19 protein-coding genes are annotated in these 17,735 nt (G+C 60.7%); 11 read left to right on the forward strand and 8 right to left on the reverse strand.

Translation table 11 applies throughout. The features are described 5' to 3' along the window. Positions 1–431, forward strand: a 431-nt coding sequence (locus ACNOHI_RS23395) for a tripartite tricarboxylate transporter permease (RefSeq protein ID WP_420477129.1), incomplete at its 5' end; no start/stop codon positions are given. 37 nt (positions 432–468) lie between these two features. On the opposite strand, the gene ACNOHI_RS23400 is transcribed toward ACNOHI_RS23395, so the two are convergent. The 4 genes from ACNOHI_RS23400 to ACNOHI_RS23415 form a co-directional block, all read right to left on the reverse strand. Further along, positions 469–882 carry a divergent PAP2 family protein gene (locus ACNOHI_RS23400; RefSeq protein ID WP_420477130.1) on the reverse strand — a complete coding sequence of 138 codons (414 nt, stop codon included), beginning with the start codon at positions 880–882 and terminating at the stop codon, positions 469–471. 78 nt (positions 883–960) lie between these two features. Next, positions 961–2,388 (reverse strand): efflux transporter outer membrane subunit, encoded by a 1,428-nt coding sequence (locus tag ACNOHI_RS23405; protein WP_420477131.1) that lies wholly within the window; start codon positions 2,386–2,388, stop codon positions 961–963. Continuing rightward, the gene (locus ACNOHI_RS23410) at positions 2,385–5,540 is read right to left on the reverse strand and encodes an efflux RND transporter permease subunit (protein WP_420477132.1); all 3,156 of its coding nucleotides are present in this window, start codon (positions 5,538–5,540) and stop codon (positions 2,385–2,387) included. The genes ACNOHI_RS23405 and ACNOHI_RS23410 overlap by 4 nt, the downstream gene beginning before the upstream one ends. A gap of 12 nt (positions 5,541–5,552) precedes the next feature. Continuing rightward, positions 5,553–6,752: an efflux RND transporter periplasmic adaptor subunit gene (locus ACNOHI_RS23415; protein WP_420477133.1), complete on the reverse strand. Its 1,200-nt coding sequence runs from the start codon at positions 6,750–6,752 to the stop codon at positions 5,553–5,555. 154 nt (positions 6,753–6,906) lie between these two features. Here ACNOHI_RS23415 and ACNOHI_RS23420 point away from each other — a divergent pair, with 154 nt between their 5' ends. Beyond that, positions 6,907–7,563 carry a TetR family transcriptional regulator gene (locus ACNOHI_RS23420; RefSeq protein ID WP_420477134.1) on the forward strand — a complete coding sequence of 219 codons (657 nt, stop codon included), beginning with the start codon at positions 6,907–6,909 and terminating at the stop codon, positions 7,561–7,563. A 299-nt stretch (positions 7,564–7,862) separates the two neighbouring features. Here ACNOHI_RS23420 and ACNOHI_RS23425 read toward each other — a convergent pair whose 3' ends face one another. Beyond that, positions 7,863–8,396 carry a hypothetical protein gene (locus tag ACNOHI_RS23425; RefSeq protein WP_420477135.1) on the reverse strand — a complete coding sequence of 178 codons (534 nt, stop codon included), beginning with the start codon at positions 8,394–8,396 and terminating at the stop codon, positions 7,863–7,865. Between the two features lie 204 nt (positions 8,397–8,600). Between ACNOHI_RS23425 and ACNOHI_RS23430 the strand changes: the two genes are divergently transcribed. Then, the gene (locus ACNOHI_RS23430; protein ID WP_420477136.1) at positions 8,601–8,747 is read left to right on the forward strand and encodes a hypothetical protein; all 147 of its coding nucleotides are present in this window, start codon (positions 8,601–8,603) and stop codon (positions 8,745–8,747) included. 159 nt (positions 8,748–8,906) lie between these two features. Here ACNOHI_RS23430 and ACNOHI_RS23435 read toward each other — a convergent pair whose 3' ends face one another. Further along, entirely contained in the window at positions 8,907–9,377 is a 471-nt protein-coding gene (locus ACNOHI_RS23435; RefSeq protein ID WP_420477137.1) for a desulfoferrodoxin family protein, read from the reverse strand. Positions 9,378–9,899: 522 nt separating this feature from the next. Between ACNOHI_RS23435 and ACNOHI_RS23440 the strand changes: the two genes are divergently transcribed. The 8 genes from ACNOHI_RS23440 to ACNOHI_RS23475 all read left to right on the forward strand — a co-directional run bounded on the left by ACNOHI_RS23440 (position 9,900) and on the right by ACNOHI_RS23475 (position 16,655). After that, complete coding sequence (locus tag ACNOHI_RS23440) at positions 9,900–10,784, forward strand: alpha/beta fold hydrolase (RefSeq protein ID WP_420477138.1); 885 nt, start codon at positions 9,900–9,902, stop codon at positions 10,782–10,784. Positions 10,785–10,906: 122 nt separating this feature from the next. After that, positions 10,907–11,422, forward strand: a complete 516-nt coding sequence (locus ACNOHI_RS23445; protein WP_420477139.1) for a DUF1269 domain-containing protein — start codon at positions 10,907–10,909, stop codon at positions 11,420–11,422. A gap of 72 nt (positions 11,423–11,494) precedes the next feature. Continuing rightward, positions 11,495–11,998, forward strand: a complete 504-nt coding sequence (locus tag ACNOHI_RS23450) for a hypothetical protein (protein ID WP_420477140.1) — start codon at positions 11,495–11,497, stop codon at positions 11,996–11,998. Positions 11,999–12,060: 62 nt separating this feature from the next. Then, positions 12,061–13,200 carry a cytochrome c oxidase subunit II gene (locus ACNOHI_RS23455; RefSeq protein ID WP_420477141.1) on the forward strand — a complete coding sequence of 380 codons (1,140 nt, stop codon included), beginning with the start codon at positions 12,061–12,063 and terminating at the stop codon, positions 13,198–13,200. A 13-nt stretch (positions 13,201–13,213) separates the two neighbouring features. Beyond that, positions 13,214–14,965 (forward strand): cytochrome c oxidase subunit I, encoded by a 1,752-nt coding sequence (ctaD, locus tag ACNOHI_RS23460; RefSeq protein WP_420477142.1) that lies wholly within the window; start codon positions 13,214–13,216, stop codon positions 14,963–14,965. Continuing rightward, positions 14,962–15,615: a bb3-type cytochrome oxidase subunit III gene (locus ACNOHI_RS23465; protein ID WP_420477143.1), complete on the forward strand. Its 654-nt coding sequence runs from the start codon at positions 14,962–14,964 to the stop codon at positions 15,613–15,615. Before ctaD ends, ACNOHI_RS23465 begins: the two co-directional genes overlap by 4 nt. A 21-nt stretch (positions 15,616–15,636) precedes the next feature. Next, complete coding sequence (locus tag ACNOHI_RS23470; RefSeq protein ID WP_420477144.1) at positions 15,637–16,332, forward strand: heme-copper oxidase subunit III family protein; 696 nt, start codon at positions 15,637–15,639, stop codon at positions 16,330–16,332. A gap of 8 nt (positions 16,333–16,340) precedes the next feature. Next, positions 16,341–16,655, forward strand: coding sequence for a cytochrome C oxidase subunit IV family protein (locus ACNOHI_RS23475; protein WP_420477145.1), 315 nt, complete (start codon positions 16,341–16,343; stop codon positions 16,653–16,655). Positions 16,656–16,692: 37 nt separating this feature from the next. On the opposite strand, the gene bfr (ACNOHI_RS23480) is transcribed toward ACNOHI_RS23475, so the two are convergent. Together bfr (ACNOHI_RS23480) and bfr (ACNOHI_RS23485) are read right to left on the reverse strand one after the other, a co-directional pair. Further along, the gene (bfr, locus tag ACNOHI_RS23480; protein ID WP_420477146.1) at positions 16,693–17,172 is read right to left on the reverse strand and encodes a bacterioferritin; all 480 of its coding nucleotides are present in this window, start codon (positions 17,170–17,172) and stop codon (positions 16,693–16,695) included. 11 nt (positions 17,173–17,183) lie between these two features. Further along, the gene (gene bfr / locus ACNOHI_RS23485; protein WP_420477147.1) at positions 17,184–17,675 is read right to left on the reverse strand and encodes a bacterioferritin; all 492 of its coding nucleotides are present in this window, start codon (positions 17,673–17,675) and stop codon (positions 17,184–17,186) included. Positions 17,676–17,735 lie beyond the last annotated feature (60 nt).

Below are 17,735 nucleotides of genomic sequence, written 5' to 3' on the forward strand. Positions count from 1 at the left end.
GCATCATCGCCTCGATGTGGATCGGCAACTTCTTCCTGATCGTGCTGAACCTGCCGATGATCGGCTTGTGGGTGCGCATGATCATGGTGCCGTACCACTTCCTGTTCCCGGGCATCCTGGTGTTCTGCGCGATCGGTGTGTTCAGCCTGAACAACAGCGAGTTCGACGTGTTCATGATGGCGGGCTTCGGTTTGTTTGGCTACATCTGCGCCAAGCTGGAAATGGAGCCGGCGCCGATGCTGCTGGGTTTCATCATCGGGCCGATGATGGAAGAGTACCTGCGCCGCGCGTTGCTCCTGTCGCGCAGTGATCCTATGGTCTTCCTGCAGCGTCCGATCAGCCTGACCATGCTTGTTGTTGCCGTCGTCGCCATGGTCATCGTGATGATGCCGGCGCTGCGCAAAAAACGTGAAGAAGCGTTTGTGGAGTAACTCCTGACAGGCAGGCGCTGGAGAGGCGCCTGCCTTGTTACTTCAGGAAATGAATTGCCGTGGACGTCAGGATCCCTATGGCCGTACCCCCAGCGATCTCGAAGCGCGTATGGCCCATCCGCTCGCGCACTTGATCCTGCGGCTCTTCACCTGGCACGAGGTCGTTGATCAACTCGGCATGCGCGCCGACCTGCTGCCGCAGCCCGTTGGCGTCGAGAATGACAATGAGCGTCAACGCCAGAGACACGCCGAAGGCCGGATGTGCAATTCCTTCCTCCATGGCAACGAGCGCCGCGACACTGCTGACGATTGCCGTATGTGAACTGGGAAAGCCGCCGTTGCCGCTTTCATTGAAGGCGAGACGTTTCGCTTTGAAGCTGTTGACGAGAAATTTCAGCAATCCTGCCCCCATCCATGAAAGGAAGGGGGCAACAAGGTAGTGAAGCGTCATTTCGGCACGATCCGGAGGCAGGCGTCCTGATTAGAGGCAATGGCTCCCGCGGCAGTTCCGCGGCGCCGATTTTGACGCTCAGCCCGGCGTCGTTTCCTTCAAGCCACCACCCAGCGACCGATAGAGATCCACCGCATTCGTCAATCGCAACAGCCGCGCCTGCACCAGCGTCTGCTCCGCGGAAAACAGTTCACGCTGGGCGTCGAGCACTTCAAGCGCGCTTGCCACGCCGTTCTGGTAGCGTAGTTCCGCCAGCTTCAGGCGTTCCTTTTGTGCGTCCAGTACACGCGCCTGCGCATCGATCTGTTCGTCGATGGCACCGCGCGCCACCAGTGCGTCCGCAACTTCACGGAAGGCAACCTGGATCGCCTTTTCGTAATCGGCCACCGCGATGTCCTTGCGTACTTCGGCAATGTTCAGGTTGGCGCGATTGCGTCCGGCATCGAAGATGGGCAGCACAAGCTGCGGCACGAAGGACCAGGTGCGGGTGCCGGCGTCGAACAGGCCGGACAGCTCGCCGCTCGCACTCCCTATGCCTGCCGTCAGCGAGATCCGCGGGAAGAAGGCGGCCCGTGCGGCACCAATGTTGGCATTGCTTGCCTTCAGGCGTTGTTCGCTGGCCCGGATATCCGGACGGCGTGCGAGAAGATCGGACGGCAGTCCCGGCGGAAGTTCGGCGACGATCCCTTGTGACGACAGCGGAAGCGCCTGCGGCAGGTCGTTCAACGGCCGGCCAACGAGCAGCGTCAGCGCGTTGAGGGCTTGCGCGCGCTGGCGCTGCAGGGTAGCCAGGGATGCACGGGCGCTTTGTACCAGGATTTCATTCTGGCGCAGGTCTAGCGCGGACGACGCGCCGACGTCGAAACGCTGCTTTGCGAGCTTGTAGGCAGACTCGCGCGATTTGAAGGTGCTGCGCGCGAGCTCTTCCTGTTCCGCGAGCGCGCGCTCGGAAAGGTAGGCCTTCGCGACCTCGGCGACAATGCTGATATGCGCTGCGCGCCGGGCTTCTTCGGTCGCCAGGTATTGCGACAGCGCGGCGTCGTTGAGGCTGCGCACGCGGCCGAAGAAGTCCAGCTCGAATGCGGGAATCGACAGGCCGACCTGATAAGCGCTGCCCACGACTGATGCACCGGTGGGCGACGTTGCCGCCGAGTTGCGCGAACGCGCACCGGACGCAGTGCCCGATACATTGGGGAGAGCGTCCGCGCCAACGATGTTGTACTGCGCGCGCGCTTCCTCGATGCGCAAGGCGGCAACTCGCAGGTCCCGGTTATGTTCCAGCGCGGTCCCGATCAGCGCTTGCAGGCGCGGATCCTGGAAGAACTCGCGCCAGCCGCTGTCAGCGGTGACGTAGGCGATCTGTCCGCCCGCCGGGGATGCTTCCGCCGGATAGGCGGTCGCGATCGGCGCGTCAGGCCGGTCGTATACCGGCGCGAGCGAGCAGGCCGACAGCACGGCGGCGGCCAGCAAGGGCAGGGTGAATTGCGGAATGTTCAACTTGTTCATGCTCCTTCTCCCTCGACACTCACATGGTGCGAGTGGGCAGCCCAGAAGCGCTGCTGGCGCTCGCTGCCCTTGAAAAAACGGCGGACGACGACGTAAAACACCGGCACCAGGAATACAGCCAGCACCGTCGCGGTAATCATGCCGCCCATGACACCGGTGCCGATCGCGCGCTGGCTGGCGGAGCCGGCGCCGGTCGCGATCACCAGCGGCAGGACGCCGAGGATGAAGGCGAGGGAGGTCATGACGATCGGACGGAAGCGCAGCTTTGCCGCTTCCAGCGCTGCTGTCACCGCGTCCTTGCCTTCGGCCTGCAAGTCCTTCGCGAACTCGATGATCAGGATTGCGTTCTTCGCCGACAGGCCGATGATCGTGATCAGGCCGACCTTGAAGTAGACGTCGTTCGGCATGCCGCGCAGCGATACGCCGAGCAGCGCGCCGAGAATGCCCAGCGGCACGACCAGCATCACCGACAGCGGGATCGAAGTGCTTTCATACAGCGCGGCAAGCACCAGGAACACGGCAAGCAGCGACAGGGCCATGAGCATCGGCATCTGCGCGCCGGAAATCTGCTCTTCGCGCGACTGGCCGGTCCATTCAAAGCCGAAGCCTTGGGGAAGTTGCGACACGAGCTTTTCCATCTCGGCCATGGCTTCGCCGCTGCTGTGGCCCGGCGCCGCCTGTCCGGCGATCTTCATCGCCGGATAACCGTTGTAACGCACGACCTGCACCGGACCGGTGATCCACTTCAGCGTCGTGAAGGTCGCCATCGGCACCATCTCGCCGGCGACGTTGCGCACGTAGAGCTGGCGCAGGTCTTCCGGCTGCATGCGCTGGACCGGTTCGGCCTGCATGATGACGCGCTGCTGGCGGCCTTCGTTCGGGAAGTCGTTCAGGTAGGACGAGCCGAGCGCCGCCGTCAGGGTCGCGTTGACGTCGGCGAACGCCACGCCCAGCGCGCTCGCCTTGTCGCGGTCGATGTCGACCTGCAGCTGCGGTGCATCTTCCAGTCCTTCCGGACGCACGCCGGCAAGCACAGGGCTTTTCGCCGCCATGCCGAGCAGCTGGTTACGCGCCGCCAGCAGTGCATCGTGGCCGCGTCCGGCACGGTCCTGCAGACGGAAATTGAAGCCGGTCGCCGTACCCAGCTCCGGAATCGGCGGCGGGTTGAGCGCGAATACGATGGCGTCCTTGATGCTCAAAAGCACACCCATCGCCTTGCCCGAGATCGCATCGGCGGTATTGGCCGCGTCGCGCTGATCCCAGTCCTTCAGCGGAACGAAGGCAATGCCCGCGTTCTGGCCGCTGCCGGAGAAGCTGAAGCCGGTGACGGCCACGGTGTGCTCCACGCCCGGTTGCTTCAGGAAATAGCCCTCGACCTGTTTGACGACGTCGAGCGTGCGATTGGCACTGGCGCCCGGCGGCAGCTGGATATTGGTCAGGATGTAACCCTGGTCCTCATTCGGCAGGAAGGAGGCCGGCAGGCGCATGAACAACAGACCGACCACGGCGACAATCACGCCGTAGACGAGCATGTAACGCGTGGTCTTGCCCAGCATGCCCACGACGACACGCTGGTAGGCATTGGTGGTGCTGTTGAACTTGCGGTTGAACCAGCCGAAAAAGCCTTTCTTTTCATGGTGATGCCCCGCTTCCACCGGCTTGAGCAGGGTGGCGCACAGGGCCGGGGTCAGGGTCAGTGCCATGAGGGCGGAGAAAGCCATGGAGGCGACCATCGACAGCGAGAACTGGCGATAGATTGCGCCGACCGCGCCGCCGAAGAAGGCCATCGGGATGAACACGGCGATCAGCACCAGCGTGATGCCGACGATGGCGCCGGTGATCTGGCCCATGGCTTTCCGGGTTGCCGCCGCAGGCGAGAGGCCTTCCTCGCTCATGATGCGTTCCACGTTCTCGACGACGACAATGGCATCGTCGACCAGGATGCCGATGGCCAGCACCATGCCGAACATGGTCAGCACGTTGATCGAGAAGCCGAAGGCGTACATCGCAGCAAACGTACCCATCAATGCCACCGGGACGACGATGGTCGGGATCAGCGTGTAGCGGATGTTCTGGAGGAACAAATACATCACCAGGAACACCAGCAGCACCGCTTCGAGCAGCGTCTTGACCACTTCCTCGATCGAGATCTTGACGAACTTGGAGGTGTCGTAGGGGATGTCATACTGCACGCCGGCCGGAAAGTACTTTTGCAGTTCTTCCATCTTCGCGCGGACGAGGCTTGCCGTGCCGAGTGCGTTCGCGGTCGGCGAGAGCTGGATCCCGATGGCCGAAGACGGCTTGCCGTCAATGCGGGCGGAAGTCGCATAGGCTTGGCCGCCGAGTTCGACACGGGCTACATCGCGCAGGCGGATGACCGAGCCGTCCGTATTGGCACGAAGGACGATGTTGCCGAATTGCTCGGGACTCGACAGCTGGCCGGTGACCACGATGGGTGCCGTGACCTGCTGCGTACCGGGGGAGGGCAGTTCGCCCAGCGTACCGGAGGCCACCTGCGCGTTCTGGGCGCGGATTGCATTGGCGATGTCGGCAGGCGTGAGCTTGAAGCCGACCATCTTTTCCGGATCGATCCAGACGCGCATGGCGCGCTCGGTGCCGAACAGGATGGCTTCGCCGACGCCGTCGACGCGCTTGATTTCGTTGAGTACGTTGCGCGACAGGTAATCGCCCAGCGCGACCGGGTCCATGCTGCCGTCCTTCGATGACAGCGTGACCACCATCAGGAAGTTACTGCGCGCCTTGGTGACCTGCACGCCTTGCTGCATCACGGATTGCGGCAGGCGCGACTCCACGCGCCGCATCCGGTTCTGCACTTCCACGGCGGCGAGGTCGATGTTCGTGCCGGGCTTGAAGGTCGCGGTGATCTGCGCCTGGCCGTTGCCCTGGCTCTGGGACTCCATGTATTGCAGTCCTGGAGCGCCGTTGAGCTCCTGTTCGATGAGGCTGGTGACGCTGTTTTCGAGCGCCTGCGCGGTTGCGCCGGGATACATCGCGGTCACGACTACCGAGGGCGGCGCGATCGTGGGATATTGCGCCACCGGCAGCCCGGTAATGGACAGCGCGCCGGCGATCAGGATAAAGATGGCGAGCACCCAGGCGAACACCGGGCGCTCAATGAAAAATTTTCCCATTCGCTTGCTCTCTTATTGATTGACGGGCTTCGTGCCGGATTGCGCCACCGGCGGACTTCCAGCCTGCTTCCAGGGAACGGCGTTGACGGCGGCGCCGGGCGGGGCTTTCTGGAAGCCCTCGACCACGACGCGTTCGCCCGGCTTCAAACCTTCGCTGACGATCCATTTGTCGCCGATGGCGGTGTCGGCCTTGACCGGGCGCGGCGCGACCTTGTTGTCCTGCCCGACGACCATGACGGTGGTGGCATTCGCCTGCCGCTGGACGGCCTGCTGCGGGACGGTGATCGCGTTTTCCTGGACAGCTTGTTCTACACGCGCGCGGACGTACATGCCGGGCAGCAGGAAGCGCTCCGGGTTCGGGACGACGGCACGCAGGGTGATGGCGCCAGTGCTCGGGTCGACCGTCTGATCGGAGAACAGCAGCTTGCCAGCGTGCGGATAGATTTCGCCGTCTTCCATCACAATGTTGACCTTGACCTCATCCTTGCCGGCCTTCTGCAGCTTGCCGTCGCGCATGGCACGCTGGAGTTTCAGGGCTTCGGAAGCGGGCTGGGTAATGTTGACGTACAGCGGGTCGAGCTGCTGGATGGTGGCGAGCGGCGTCGCGGCTCCCTGTCCGACGAGGGCACCCTCGGTGACGAGTGCACGTCCGATGCGTCCTGAAATCGGGGCGTTGACGGTTGCATAGCCAAGGTTGAGGCGAGCGGTTTCCAGCGCCGCCTTCGCCGATGCCACATCGGCGGCCGCCTGCTTCTGCGCCGTCACCGCGTCGTCATATTCCTGCTTGCTGATGGCATTGGTTTCAACGAGTGGCTTGTAGCGCTGGGCCTTCAAGGTGGTCTGGGCGAGGTTCGCTTCGGCCTTTGCCAGCGCCGCCTGCGCGCTGTTGGCGGTCGCCTGGAAAGGGGCAGGGTCGATGCGGAACAGGACATCGTTCGCCTTGACCTCGGCACCTTCGCGGAAAATGCGCTTGGTGACGATGCCGGCGACACGGGCTCGTACTTCGGCTACGCGGGTCGCTTCGAGGCGGCCGGGGAGTTCGTTGGTCAATGCGACACGTTCCGGCGCGACGGTGACGACGGAGACCTCCGGCGGCGGCATCCCGCCCGGGGTCTGCGCGTTGGCGCTGCGAATCTGCTCTCCGCACCCGGCAAGGGCCGCGACGGCGAGGGCAATGGCAGCGATGGAGGCAGTCGTTTGATGTGCAGTCATGGAATTCTTGGAGAAAAGTTTTTGAGCGGCACCTTTTTGCTGGCCTTGGCTGGCTCTGCGCGGTACCTTTTCGCTTCGGTCGGGGTATTATACATACGTCCGTGAATGTATGTTTGTGTCGATGTGTGTCATTTTGTTTATGTAAGGAAACAACATGGTGAGAAAGACCAAGGAAGAGGCGCTCGAAACGCGCAACCACTTGCTGGATGCGGCGGAAGACGTCTTCTACCGGCTAGGCTATGCGCGCACCACGCTGGACGCGGTTGCGGAGGCAGCAGGCATGACGCGTGGCGCGATCTACTGGCACTTCAAGAACAAGAGCGACCTGTTCAACGCCATGTGCGACCGCGTGCACCTGCCCATGGAGCGCCTCGCCGAGTCGGTCAACCAGGAGACCGCAGGCAACCCGCTGGACCACATGCGCAAGGTCGCCGTGTTCTTTCTGAAGGAGTGCGACCAGAATCCGCACTTCCGCAAGATTATTGAAATCCTGTGGAAGAAAACTGAATTCGTGGATCCGTCGGACGCGATGTACATCCGCCAGCATGAGGCGGGCTTGAACGGGCGGGAGCATATCCGTACGGCACTGACACGCGCGGTCGATACCGGCTACCTGTCCCCCGATACGGATATCCGGCTCGCCGGTGTGTTGCTGCAGGCAAGCATTGAAGGCATTCTGCAGAACTGGCTATTGGAACCCGGCTACTTTTCGCTCGCCAACGAGGCAGAACGTCTGGTCGATGCCTGCTTCGATACGATTCGCAGCGCGGCCAGCCTCAGAAAATCCGTACAGACGGTACAGCCGGAATAGGACTTGACAAACGTCGCGCGACTTGAGTTGTGCACATGTGTCGAGGACGAAGTTCATGATATGAATCACAATTGGTCCGGCCAGCGATCAAACTTCGTGTTTCGACTAACTCATTGAATTTTAAAAGGTATTTCTTTTGCTTAATTCTTAGGCAAACTAACGGAAAGCCCGAAAAATCGACATTGAGGAAACACAAAAGGGACTTGTTCACAAACTTATCCACAGGAAATGTGAATTGATCGGAAAAACCCTTTTCCACCAATGACTTATGGCAATTTCTTAACCTGGTCGGAGGATTCCTACGATCGGACGCGCGCAACGAGTCCGAGCCCGATGGCCAGGAGGATAAAGAGTCCCGAGGACGCCCAACCGGCGTAAACGAGTTGGGCGATCATGTTCGCCGTCGACGGAGCTAGCGGAGTCAACTGGTGGATAAACGACACCGCCAGCCAAAGCAGCACCGCCGCGAACGCAGCCGCACAACCCGCCTGTCCGAAAACCCGTGCATGCCCTCGCAGTCGGCACGTTTCTGCCGGCGTCCAGGGTGACGTACCTGCCAGCGCCGCGCCTACGCGGCGGCTTACGGCCCAGAGAAGCCCGACAAGGAAACCGAACCAGAACCCGCATTCGACGAACGCCGTCCATAGCTGGCGTACGAACGACCAGAGCTCCTGGTTTCCGAAGCTGCCGGGCCAGAGCAGGATGAGCAGGCCGGTGACCGCCCCAGAAAAGAACGCGAGGCAGGTCGATCGCAGGAAACTGCGCTTCCAGAATGCAAACTCCTTCGTCAATGCCTCGTCACTGACTGTTGCGCCCGACAACAAGATGCCCATGACTTTCCTCCGACCACTGATCTTCCAGCCCACGCACTGCATCCTGCGGTGAGATGCGTTGACCAAGCGTTAATCCGTTATGCATTCGGCACCGACGCGGAGCGCGAGTTCGCCATAAACATGGGATGCGCATACCTGGTACCTAGTGTGTAATTACCGAAAGTAAAGAGTCGGGGCGACGGGATGGATTTGCGGGAGTACAAAATGATGGCGGGGCTGGGCGGTGTCGTGGCCGCGGTCGGACTGCTCGCGCTTTACTTCGACACGGTGCTCGCCGGCGGCCTCGCGATTGCTGTCGGTAGTTTCCTGGGACTTGCCGGGATGGTCGGGGCGTTCTGGAATGACAATTGACGTGACTTGCCGACGGATCGCAGACACCCGTCGGAGAAACATTGCCTTGAATCAAGGTTGCAATTCGGCAATAAAAGTAGAATGACGGTTCTTGTGTTTAGAACCCGCAGTACCTCTTTATCCCGCACCTTTCCCGGTGCGGGATTTTTTTTTGGGGTATTACACCGTTGCGCGGTTTCCCCACTTGCCATGCACATTGCAGTCGGTCACGACCAGCAGGCTATCACCCGCCTTGAGGCGCTGAACGAAGCTGACGGCCGGCAGTGAAGGATCGGCGGGAGCCTTGTTCATCGTGTGGGAAGCGACGAGCTTGCCGTTGAGGTACAACGCGATCCCCGAAATGTAATGCTCGTTGATCGCCTCGTGTTTGGCTTGCACGGTCACACGATAGAAATCACCTGGAGGCGTTTTGCCGAATGCGACCGCCTTGTCGTCCATTTTTTCGAGTGCGATCGAAGGCGTATGGGATGTTTCCTGCCCCGGTTTCAAGTTCTCCGGATCCGCGGCAAACTTCACATCCTTGATGTCGTCTGCGGCCAGCGCCGGACGTGCCAGCGACGTGCCAACGGTGGCAACCACTGCGCCTGCTAGCGCGCTCTTGACGAATGAGCGGCGGTTCTCGTTTTGCATCTGTATATCTCCTTGGGGAAAGTGGGAATGGATTGGACGCGGCGCCAGGGGCTGCGTCGAGGACACTAGTGCAGACGGCGTGCCAATCCCTCGCAAACTGCGGACGATGCAGCGGAAGTGATTGAAAAATCAGGGAAATCTTCGCTGCCGACGCCGAATCCCCGACCGGTAGTCCCTCACCCGCTGATGGGTGTGTTCCAACACCCAGAGGCCCGCCGTCCGATGAATCGCGACACATGAAGCATCTTGTCGCCGCGCATGTCATCGGCTCCGCAAGCCGGTGCGCCTGTCGTCAGCCGCCGCGCAGTTCTCCGCGGACTGTTGGGCGCGCCCCGCCATCGTACGTGCGCCAATACTTCATCAAACACATTCGATCTGGCTCGTAAGCCATTGAAAAGATTTGTGTGTTCTGGTGCATGGTCGTGCTCGACGAGCATCGGCACACCGCTTGCGATAGCTCCCCCACGGCCCAGTCACACCGCGTCGAGCCGCCTCTTCGTCAGAAATTTTTCAGGATTGACCATGTACCAGTTCCCGACAGTAGCGCCGCTGCCGATGCAGCAACATGCAGTGAAGTCCCATCAGGACGCCAAGGAAATGCAGCTCGGATTAAAGGTTGAAGGACACGGGCCCGCCGTTGTGCTGCTGCACAGTTCGATGGGTTCGAAGAGCCAATGGCGCATGCTCATGGAAAGCATGCGCGGGACGCACCGACTGATTGCCATCGACTTGTACGGGTATGGGGACAGCGCCATGCCCGCATTGGGCGAGCGACATTCGCTGGACGACGAGGTCCGGTTGGTGCAATCGAAACTCGACCAACTCCTCGCTCCCGGCGAGCGCTTTCACCTGGTAGGCCATTCCTTTGGAGGCGGCGTGGCTTTGCGACTGGCCCATGCGAACCCCGCGCGGCTGCACAGCCTCGCACTCTTTGAACCGACGGCATTTCATTTGCTCGACAGGAAGGACAAGGTGCTGGACGATATTCGTGCCGTCGCGCATCTTACGCGCGTTGCCGCGGATGAAGATCAACGTCTGGCTGCAACAGAAATATTCATCGATTACTGGAGCGGAAAGGGTGCTTTCGCCGCTTTGCCGCCAGCGCGGCAAGCCTTGTTCACCTCCTTGCTGCCCAAGGTGCCGCTCGATTTTCAGGCCCTGATCGACGACCCCTTGCGTCCTTCCGATTACAGCCGGATGGCAGTTCCGAGCTGCCTGATTACCGGCCGCGACAGCCCCCGTTGCACGCATGCGATCGTCAACGTTCTTGTCGCCAGGATGGCGAAGGCGGAAAGGCACGAGATCGGTGCCGGGCATATGGCGCCGGTCAGTCATCCTGCGTTGGTGAATCCGATCATCGAAGGTTTCATTCGCCGTATCGATGGGCAGGCAAGTCGCGCACAGTGAAAACACGATAACGGCAGCAACGGAAACGGTGCGGCGGTGCGCATGGCAAGTGCATCGACCGCCGGGTCCGACATTCAAATGTCGGAAAGACCCCCTATACTGAATCTGTGCTTTCAGTGCTGTTGGAGGTTGTCATGCGACATCGACTTTATTATCTGCTTCCGGATATCGAAAGCGCGAGACGCACATTGGATGATCTGCTGCTGAATCGGATTGAGCAAAGGCATATCCACTTTCTCGCCAGGGGCGCCCTTCCGGAGGACATGCCGGAGGCGAATTTCCTTCAAAAGACCGATGTGGTGCACGGCGCCAAGGCAGGCATGCTCACCGGCGCCGTATTGGGAATGGCCTTGGGTTTTCTGCTGGTCTACTATTTTTCGCTTTCGTCGGGTGCGCTGACGGTGACGGCGACCACCCTGGTCGGGGTCCTGTTCGGCGGCTGGGCCGCAAGCCTGGTCGCGGCCGCGATCCCGAATACGCGACTGGCGGCGTTCTTCCCTGAAATAGAAAAGGGAAGGGTGCTGCTGATTGCCGACGTGCCATCGCGCCGTATCGAGCATGTCGAAAGAGTGCTCGCCGAACGTCACCCGGAAATCAACTTCCGAGGCGAGGAACCGACCATTCCTGCCTTTCCATAATACGTCATCAGGGAGCGACGTCATGCCGTACGACATGGTTGCCATGTCGGCGGTCAAGCTCGGGAGATGAGTATGGAACTGCATCTGCACTCGCATCATCTGGAGCATCGCAGCCCGGACTGGGTCGCGGCAGCGGCCTCGGGTTTTGTGGCCGGCGCAATCCTGATGGTATTGGAATTATTCTGGTCGGCCATCGTCCAGGACAGCAATCCGTGGGTCACATCGCACAAGATCGCCGCCATCGTGTTGGGCGATGACGTGTTGCGGCCGGCGGATTTCAGTGTCGGCATCGTGGGCGTTGCCCTCATCATCCACTATGTGCTCGGCATTGTGTTCGGACTCGTCCTGGCTGCGATCATCGCGCCGTTCCGTCTGGATTCGAGCGTCGGCATGGCACTTGCGGCAGGGGCAGTGTTCGGCTTGCTCCTGTACGTGATCAATTTCTACGTCCTGACCGGCGTTTTTCCATGGTTTGCCGACATGCGCGGCTGGGCAGCCTTGTTCGCAAATCTGATTTTCGGGATGGCATTGGCACTGATGTACACGAAACTCGAGCGCCCTGCGTTTGCTCGCTAGTGCCGATTCTTTTCCGGATCTGATTTGCGCTCACCGGCCACGCTGCCGGGAGAGAGGATGATATGCCCATGGCTGTCGCGCTCATCGTGATAGTCGTCGCCTCGCTGGTGTTTCATGTCGCCAGTCCATGGTGGACCACACCGCTTGCCTCGAACTGGCAAACGATGGACGACACACTTGCCATCACGCTGCTGATCACCGGCATCTTCTTCGTTGGCATCAATCTCTTCGTCGCCTATGCATTGTGGCGGTACCGCCATCGTGAAGGCAGGCGCGCTGCGTACGAACCCGACAACAAGAAAGTGGAGCGCCGCCTTCTTGTCGGCACGACGCTCGGCATCATGGCGCTGCTGGCGCCCGGGCTCTTCGTCTATGCCGAATATGTCCGGGCGCCGGCAGACGCGCTCGTCGTTGAAGTGCTGGGAAAACAGTGGGAGTGGCATTTCCGTCTTCCCGGAGCCAGCGGCAAACTGGGCATGACGAACGTGAATTTCGTCAACGCCTCCAATCCTTTCGGGCTCGATCCCAAGGATCCAGTCGGCCAGAACAACCTCCTCGTCGCGGGCGATCTGCACCTGCCTCTCAACAAGCCGGTCAAGGTCTTGTTGCGCTCGCAAGACGTCCTGCACGATTTTTACGTGCCGCAATTTCGCGCCCGCATGAACATGGTGCCCGGCATGGTGACGTCTTTCTGGTTCACGCCGACCAGGGCCGGCCGCTATGAAATCCTGTGCGCGCAGCTATGTGGCGTCGGCCATTACAACATGCGCGGCTACGTGGTCGTGGAAGACGAAGCGACTTTCTTGAAGTGGCTCGAAGCGCAACCGACCTTTACTGCCACTCTGGAAAAGCCGCGTGCCGGCCCCGCGGCGGTGGCATCGGGCCGCGGCAATCCGCTGCAGGCACAGGGGCAGGCGCTGGCCCAGGCAAAGGGCTGCATCGCTTGCCACTCAGCCGACGGAAAACCCGGCGTGGGGCCGACGTGGAAAGGCTTGTACGGCAAGACGGAAACCATGGCTGACGGTACCTCGGTCCGCGTGGACGACGCTTTCCTGAAGAATGAGATCCGCAATCCGCAGGCGCGCGTGGTGAAAGGCTTTGCATCGATCATGCCAAAGATCGAACTGACCGATGATGAACTGGCCGCGCTATCCGCCTATATCCAGTCCCTCGGAAACCCGGGGCAGCCGCCTGCACAGTGAGGAGGAACACGCCATGGATTACGCGCACGATGGTCACGGCGGGCAAAGTTTCTGGACCAAATACGTCTGGAGCCAGGACCACAAGGTGATTGCGGTCCAGTATGCCTGTACCGCCATCGCAGTCGGCCTGGTCGGCGTGCTGCTGTCCAATCTGATGCGGCTGCAACTCGGTTTCCCCGGCCGCTTCGAATTCATCGATGCCCAACGCTACTACCAGTTCGTCACCATGCACGGGATGATCATGGTGATTTACCTCCTCACCGCCTTGTTCCTAGGTGGTTTCGGCAATTACCTGATCCCGCTGATGGTCGGTGCGCGCGACATGGTTTTTCCGTTTCTCAACATGCTCAGCTTCTGGGTATATTTGCTGTCGGTCGTAGTGCTGATGGCGAGCTTCTTCGTGCCGGGCGGGCCCACCGGCGCTGGATGGACGCTTTATCCTCCGCAAGCCATTTTGCCTGGAACACCGGGCTACGAATGGGGCATCATCCTGATGCTGGTGTCGCTGGTGATCTTCATCGTCGCCGCCACCATGGGCGGCCTGAATTACGTGACGACCGTCTTGCAGGCGCGCACCGAAGGCATGACCCTGATGCGCATGCCGCTGACGGTATGGGGCATTTTCGTCGCAACGATCCTGGCGCTGCTGGCGTTTCCGGCCCTGTTCGTGAGCGGCGTGATGATGCTGCTCGACAAGACCCTGGGCACCAGCTTCTTCATGCCATCGCTGGTATCGATGGGACAGGTGACGAATTACAAGGGCGGCAGTCCTCTCCTGTTCCAGCACCTGTTCTGGTTCTTCGGCCATCCGGAAGTCTACATCGTGGCGCTGCCGGCGTTCGGCATCGTCTCCGACCTCATCAGCGTGCATGCCCGCAAGAGCATCTTCGGCTACCGCAACATGGTGTGGGCGATTCTTGCCATCGGCGTGCTGTCGGTCGTGGTATGGGCGCATCACATGTTCGTCAGCGGCATGAATCCGTATTTCGGCTTCTTCTTCGCCACCACCACGCTGATCATCGCCGTGCCGACGGCAATCAAGGTGTACAACTGGCTGCTGACGTTGTGGCGCGGGGATATCCATCTGTCGGTGCCGATGCTGTTCGCACTGGCCTTTGTCAGCACCTTCGTCATCGGCGGGTTGACCGGCCTGTTCCTGGGCAATGTGAGCGTGGATATTCCGCTATCCAACACCTATTTCGTGGTGGCGCACTTTCACATGGTGATGGGCGTGGCGCCGATTCTCGTGGTCTTTGGCGGCATCTACCACTGGTACCCGAAGGTCACCGGCCGCATGCTCGACGACCGGCTCGGCAAGTTCCATTTCTGGATCACTTTCCTCGGTACCTATACCATCTTTTTTCCGATGCATTACCTCGGCATCCTCGGCATGCCGCGGCGCTACTACGCATTCGAGCACTATGATTTCATTCCGCAGTCGGCGCATTCCTTGAACACCTTCATCAGCATAGTGGCGTTGATCGTTGGCGCCGTGCAGCTTGTCTTCGTTTACAACCTCGTGTGGAGCGCATTTCGCGGCAGGCACGCCGACGGTAATCCGTGGCGGGCAGCGTCGCTCGAATGGCAGACACCGCAAACCCCGCCCGGTCACGGCAACTGGGGGCCGGAATTGCCGGTGGCTTATCGCTGGGCATACGCGTATAGCGTGCCCGGCGCGTCGCAGGATTTCATTGCACAGAATGCCGCGCCGGAAGTAGGGGGCACAGAACCTGAACCTTATGGCGGCAAGGAGGCATTGGCATGAGCACTCCGTTGATGTTCCGCGCCTCGATGGAGGGTGGCGATCATGGCATCGCTCCCGATGTAAGCGATCGGCATGGCAACCGTCCGGACCCCGCCACCGTGGCATTGTGGGCGTTCATGGCCGTGGCAACGTCCTTGTTTTCGCTGTTCATCGCCGCGTATGTCATGCGCATGGACGGGACGGACTGGTCCGTGATTGCGATGCCATGGCAGCTATGGCTCAGTACGATGATGCTCATTGCCGGCAGCGTATGCCTGCAACTGTCCAACGGCTTCGCACGGCACAGACGCTGGGACGGGGCGCATCTCCTGCTGGTGTCAGGCGGTGTCTTTGCCATCGCGTTTCTGGGGGCGCAGCTTTGGGCGTGGCAGACGCTCCTGGAGAGCCGGGTGGCCCCGGCGGGGAACCCGGCCGGAAGCTTCTTTTATTTGTTGACCGCCATGCATGGCTTGCATGTGGCCGGCGGATTGGCCGGGTGGGGCGCCACCTTGTCCGGTTTTCATCGGCAGATTGGCGCGGTTCGTGTCGCGCGGCGCATGAGGCTATGCGCCCGCTACTGGCACTTCCTGCTGGCGGTGTGGCTGGTGCTGTTTGGCACACTTGGCTGGCTGACGCCGGAAGTGGTGCGCCTCATTTGCGGCACGCGCTGAAGACAAGGCTACGGAGGAGGTATGAGCGCGCAGTTGTCACCATCGAAGGATGCGGCGCCGGTATCGCCGGGCGGATGGCGCGGACTGGTGGCCGACTGGTCGTCCGACAGGGAAGTCTTCTCGGTATCTTGGGGCAAGGCGATGATGTGGATCTTCCTGCTCTCCGACACCTTTGTCTTCAGTTGCTTCCTGACCGGCTACATGACCGTGCGTGTATCGACGCCGGCGCCCTGGCCGAATCCCAGCGAAGTGTTCGCATTGAATATCGGCGGCGTCGAGGTGCCGCTGATTCTCATTGCCATCATGACGTTCGTGCTGATTACCAGCAGCGGCACGATGGCAATGGCCGTCAATTTTGCTTACCGCCGCGATCGCCGTCGCACGGCGGCATTAATGCTGGCGACCGCTGCATTCGGCGCGCTGTTTGTCGGCATGCAGGCCTTCGAATGGACCAAACTCATCGTCGAAGAAGGCATCCGCCCCTGGGGCAATCCGATGGGAGCGGCGCAGTTCGGCGCCACCTTCTTCATGATCACCGGCTTTCACGGCATGCATGTGTCGGCGGGCGTGATTTATCTGCTGATCGTGGCGCTCCGCGTGCTGCGCGGACGCGTTGAAAAAAGCGGCAATTACCAGATCGTGGAGATCGCCGGGCTCTACTGGCACTTCGTCGATCTGGTCTGGGTATTCATCTTCGCGCTGTTCTATCTCTGGTGAGGCACGCCATGGGTTCTCCCGGCGGACAACAACATCCGGTCAGCCTGTACCTCAAGATCTGGGGATTGCTGTTTGTGCTCAGCACCTTGTCCTATCTGGTGGACTATTTTCATTTTCAGGGCTACCTGCGATGGACCCTGATCATTGTCTTCATGCTGCTGAAAGCCGGGTTGATCGTCGCGATTTTCATGCACATGGCCTGGGAGCGAATGGCATTGGTGTACGCCATCCTGGTTCCGCCACTGTGCCTGCTGGTGCTGGTCTGGCTGATGGCGTCGGAGGCGGATTACACCCTGTTGACACGGCTGTCGTTTTTCAAGTGAAAGACGCGCGGGGCGGGGCGAACGGCCGGCGCAGGCCTCACGCGTCCGCGCCTTTCATCTGCGACTGCAGGTAGTTCTGCAGTCCGACGTCCTTGATGAGCGTTTGCTGGGTCTCCAGCCAGTCGATCGCGCTTTCGCAGTGTTCCAGGAGGTCGTCGAGCAATTCGCGGCTGACATAGTCGTGGGCGGCCTCGCAGTTGGCGATCGCCTGTACCAGCAACTGGTGATGGCTTTTCTCGTGGCGAAGGTCGCAATCGATGCATTCCGCCACGTCTTCCCCGATCAGGAGCTTCCCCAGGTCCTGGAGGTTGGGCAGGCCCTCCAGGAAGAGGATGCGCTCGATCACGTCGTCGGCTTCCTTCATGGTGCGGATCGACTGCTTGTACTCGACACGGCCAATCTCGCCGAAGCCCCAGTGCTTGTAGATGCGGGCATGGAGAAAGTACTGGTTGATCGCTGTCAGCTCGTTCTTCAGCACCTTGTTGAGCAGCGTGATGATCTGCGCGTCGCCTTTCATCGTGTACGCCCTCAGGTCGCGGAGGAAGAGGACGAACTCATCTGGCTTTGCTGGTAGTTTTGCAGGCCGACCAGCCCGATCAGGCGGATCTGCTGTTCAAGCCAGTAGGCGTGGTCCATTTCCGTATCATCGAGCTGCTGGACAAGCATGTCCCGCGTGACGAAGTCGCGGGCAGTCTCGCACGCGGCGATGGCCTTCTTCAGTTCGCCGACAACGTGGTATTCGACATCCAGGTCTGCTTGCAGCATGTCCGGGACCGTGCTGCCGACCTTCAACGCATTGCGTTTGCTGAGGTCGGGGACGCCCTCGAGAAAGAGGATGCGCTGGATGAGCAAGCGCGCGTGATGACGTTCATGGTCGGATTCGTGGAGGCTGTGTTCGGCAAGCTGCGGAAAGCCGAAGTTGGCGTACATCTCGCCATGGATCAAATACTGGTCGACTGCGGTCAGTTCGCCGGCGAGCAGGCCGTTCAGAATATCAATGATCCCCGTATCGCCTTTCATGACTGCTCCTGGTAAATATTGTAATGGTTAAGCGTGGCACGCAGCAGTGACATGGTCAAG

The sequence above is a fragment of the Noviherbaspirillum sp. ST9 genome, assembly GCF_048799745.1.
Lineage (GTDB): Bacteria > Pseudomonadota > Gammaproteobacteria > Burkholderiales > Burkholderiaceae_D > Noviherbaspirillum.

Bases quoted from the DNA above. Each gene is read 5' to 3' on its own strand.
- ACNOHI_RS23400 (WP_420477130.1), bottom strand. From the start codon at position 882: ATGACGCTTCACTACCTTGTTGCCCCCTTCCTTTCATGGATGGGGGCA.
- ACNOHI_RS23405 (WP_420477131.1), bottom strand. From the start codon at position 2,388: ATGAACAAGTTGAACATTCCGCAATTCACCCTGCCCTTGCTGGCCGCC.
- ACNOHI_RS23410 (WP_420477132.1), bottom strand. From the start codon at position 5,540: ATGGGAAAATTTTTCATTGAGCGCCCGGTGTTCGCCTGGGTGCTCGCC.
- ACNOHI_RS23415 (WP_420477133.1), bottom strand. From the start codon at position 6,752: ATGACTGCACATCAAACGACTGCCTCCATCGCTGCCATTGCCCTCGCC.
- ACNOHI_RS23420 (WP_420477134.1), top strand. From the start codon at position 6,907: ATGGTGAGAAAGACCAAGGAAGAGGCGCTCGAAACGCGCAACCACTTG.
- ACNOHI_RS23425 (WP_420477135.1), bottom strand. From the start codon at position 8,396: ATGGGCATCTTGTTGTCGGGCGCAACAGTCAGTGACGAGGCATTGACG.
- ACNOHI_RS23430 (WP_420477136.1), top strand. From the start codon at position 8,601: ATGATGGCGGGGCTGGGCGGTGTCGTGGCCGCGGTCGGACTGCTCGCG.
- ACNOHI_RS23435 (WP_420477137.1), bottom strand. From the start codon at position 9,377: ATGCAAAACGAGAACCGCCGCTCATTCGTCAAGAGCGCGCTAGCAGGC.
- ACNOHI_RS23440 (WP_420477138.1), top strand. From the start codon at position 9,900: ATGTACCAGTTCCCGACAGTAGCGCCGCTGCCGATGCAGCAACATGCA.
- ACNOHI_RS23450 (WP_420477140.1), top strand. From the start codon at position 11,495: ATGGAACTGCATCTGCACTCGCATCATCTGGAGCATCGCAGCCCGGAC.
- ACNOHI_RS23455 (WP_420477141.1), top strand. From the start codon at position 12,061: ATGCCCATGGCTGTCGCGCTCATCGTGATAGTCGTCGCCTCGCTGGTG.
- ctaD (WP_420477142.1), top strand. From the start codon at position 13,214: ATGGATTACGCGCACGATGGTCACGGCGGGCAAAGTTTCTGGACCAAA.
- ACNOHI_RS23465 (WP_420477143.1), top strand. From the start codon at position 14,962: ATGAGCACTCCGTTGATGTTCCGCGCCTCGATGGAGGGTGGCGATCAT.
- ACNOHI_RS23470 (WP_420477144.1), top strand. From the start codon at position 15,637: ATGAGCGCGCAGTTGTCACCATCGAAGGATGCGGCGCCGGTATCGCCG.
- ACNOHI_RS23475 (WP_420477145.1), top strand. From the start codon at position 16,341: ATGGGTTCTCCCGGCGGACAACAACATCCGGTCAGCCTGTACCTCAAG.
- bfr (WP_420477146.1), bottom strand. From the start codon at position 17,172: ATGAAAGGCGACGCGCAGATCATCACGCTGCTCAACAAGGTGCTGAAG.
- bfr (WP_420477147.1), bottom strand. From the start codon at position 17,675: ATGAAAGGCGATACGGGGATCATTGATATTCTGAACGGCCTGCTCGCC.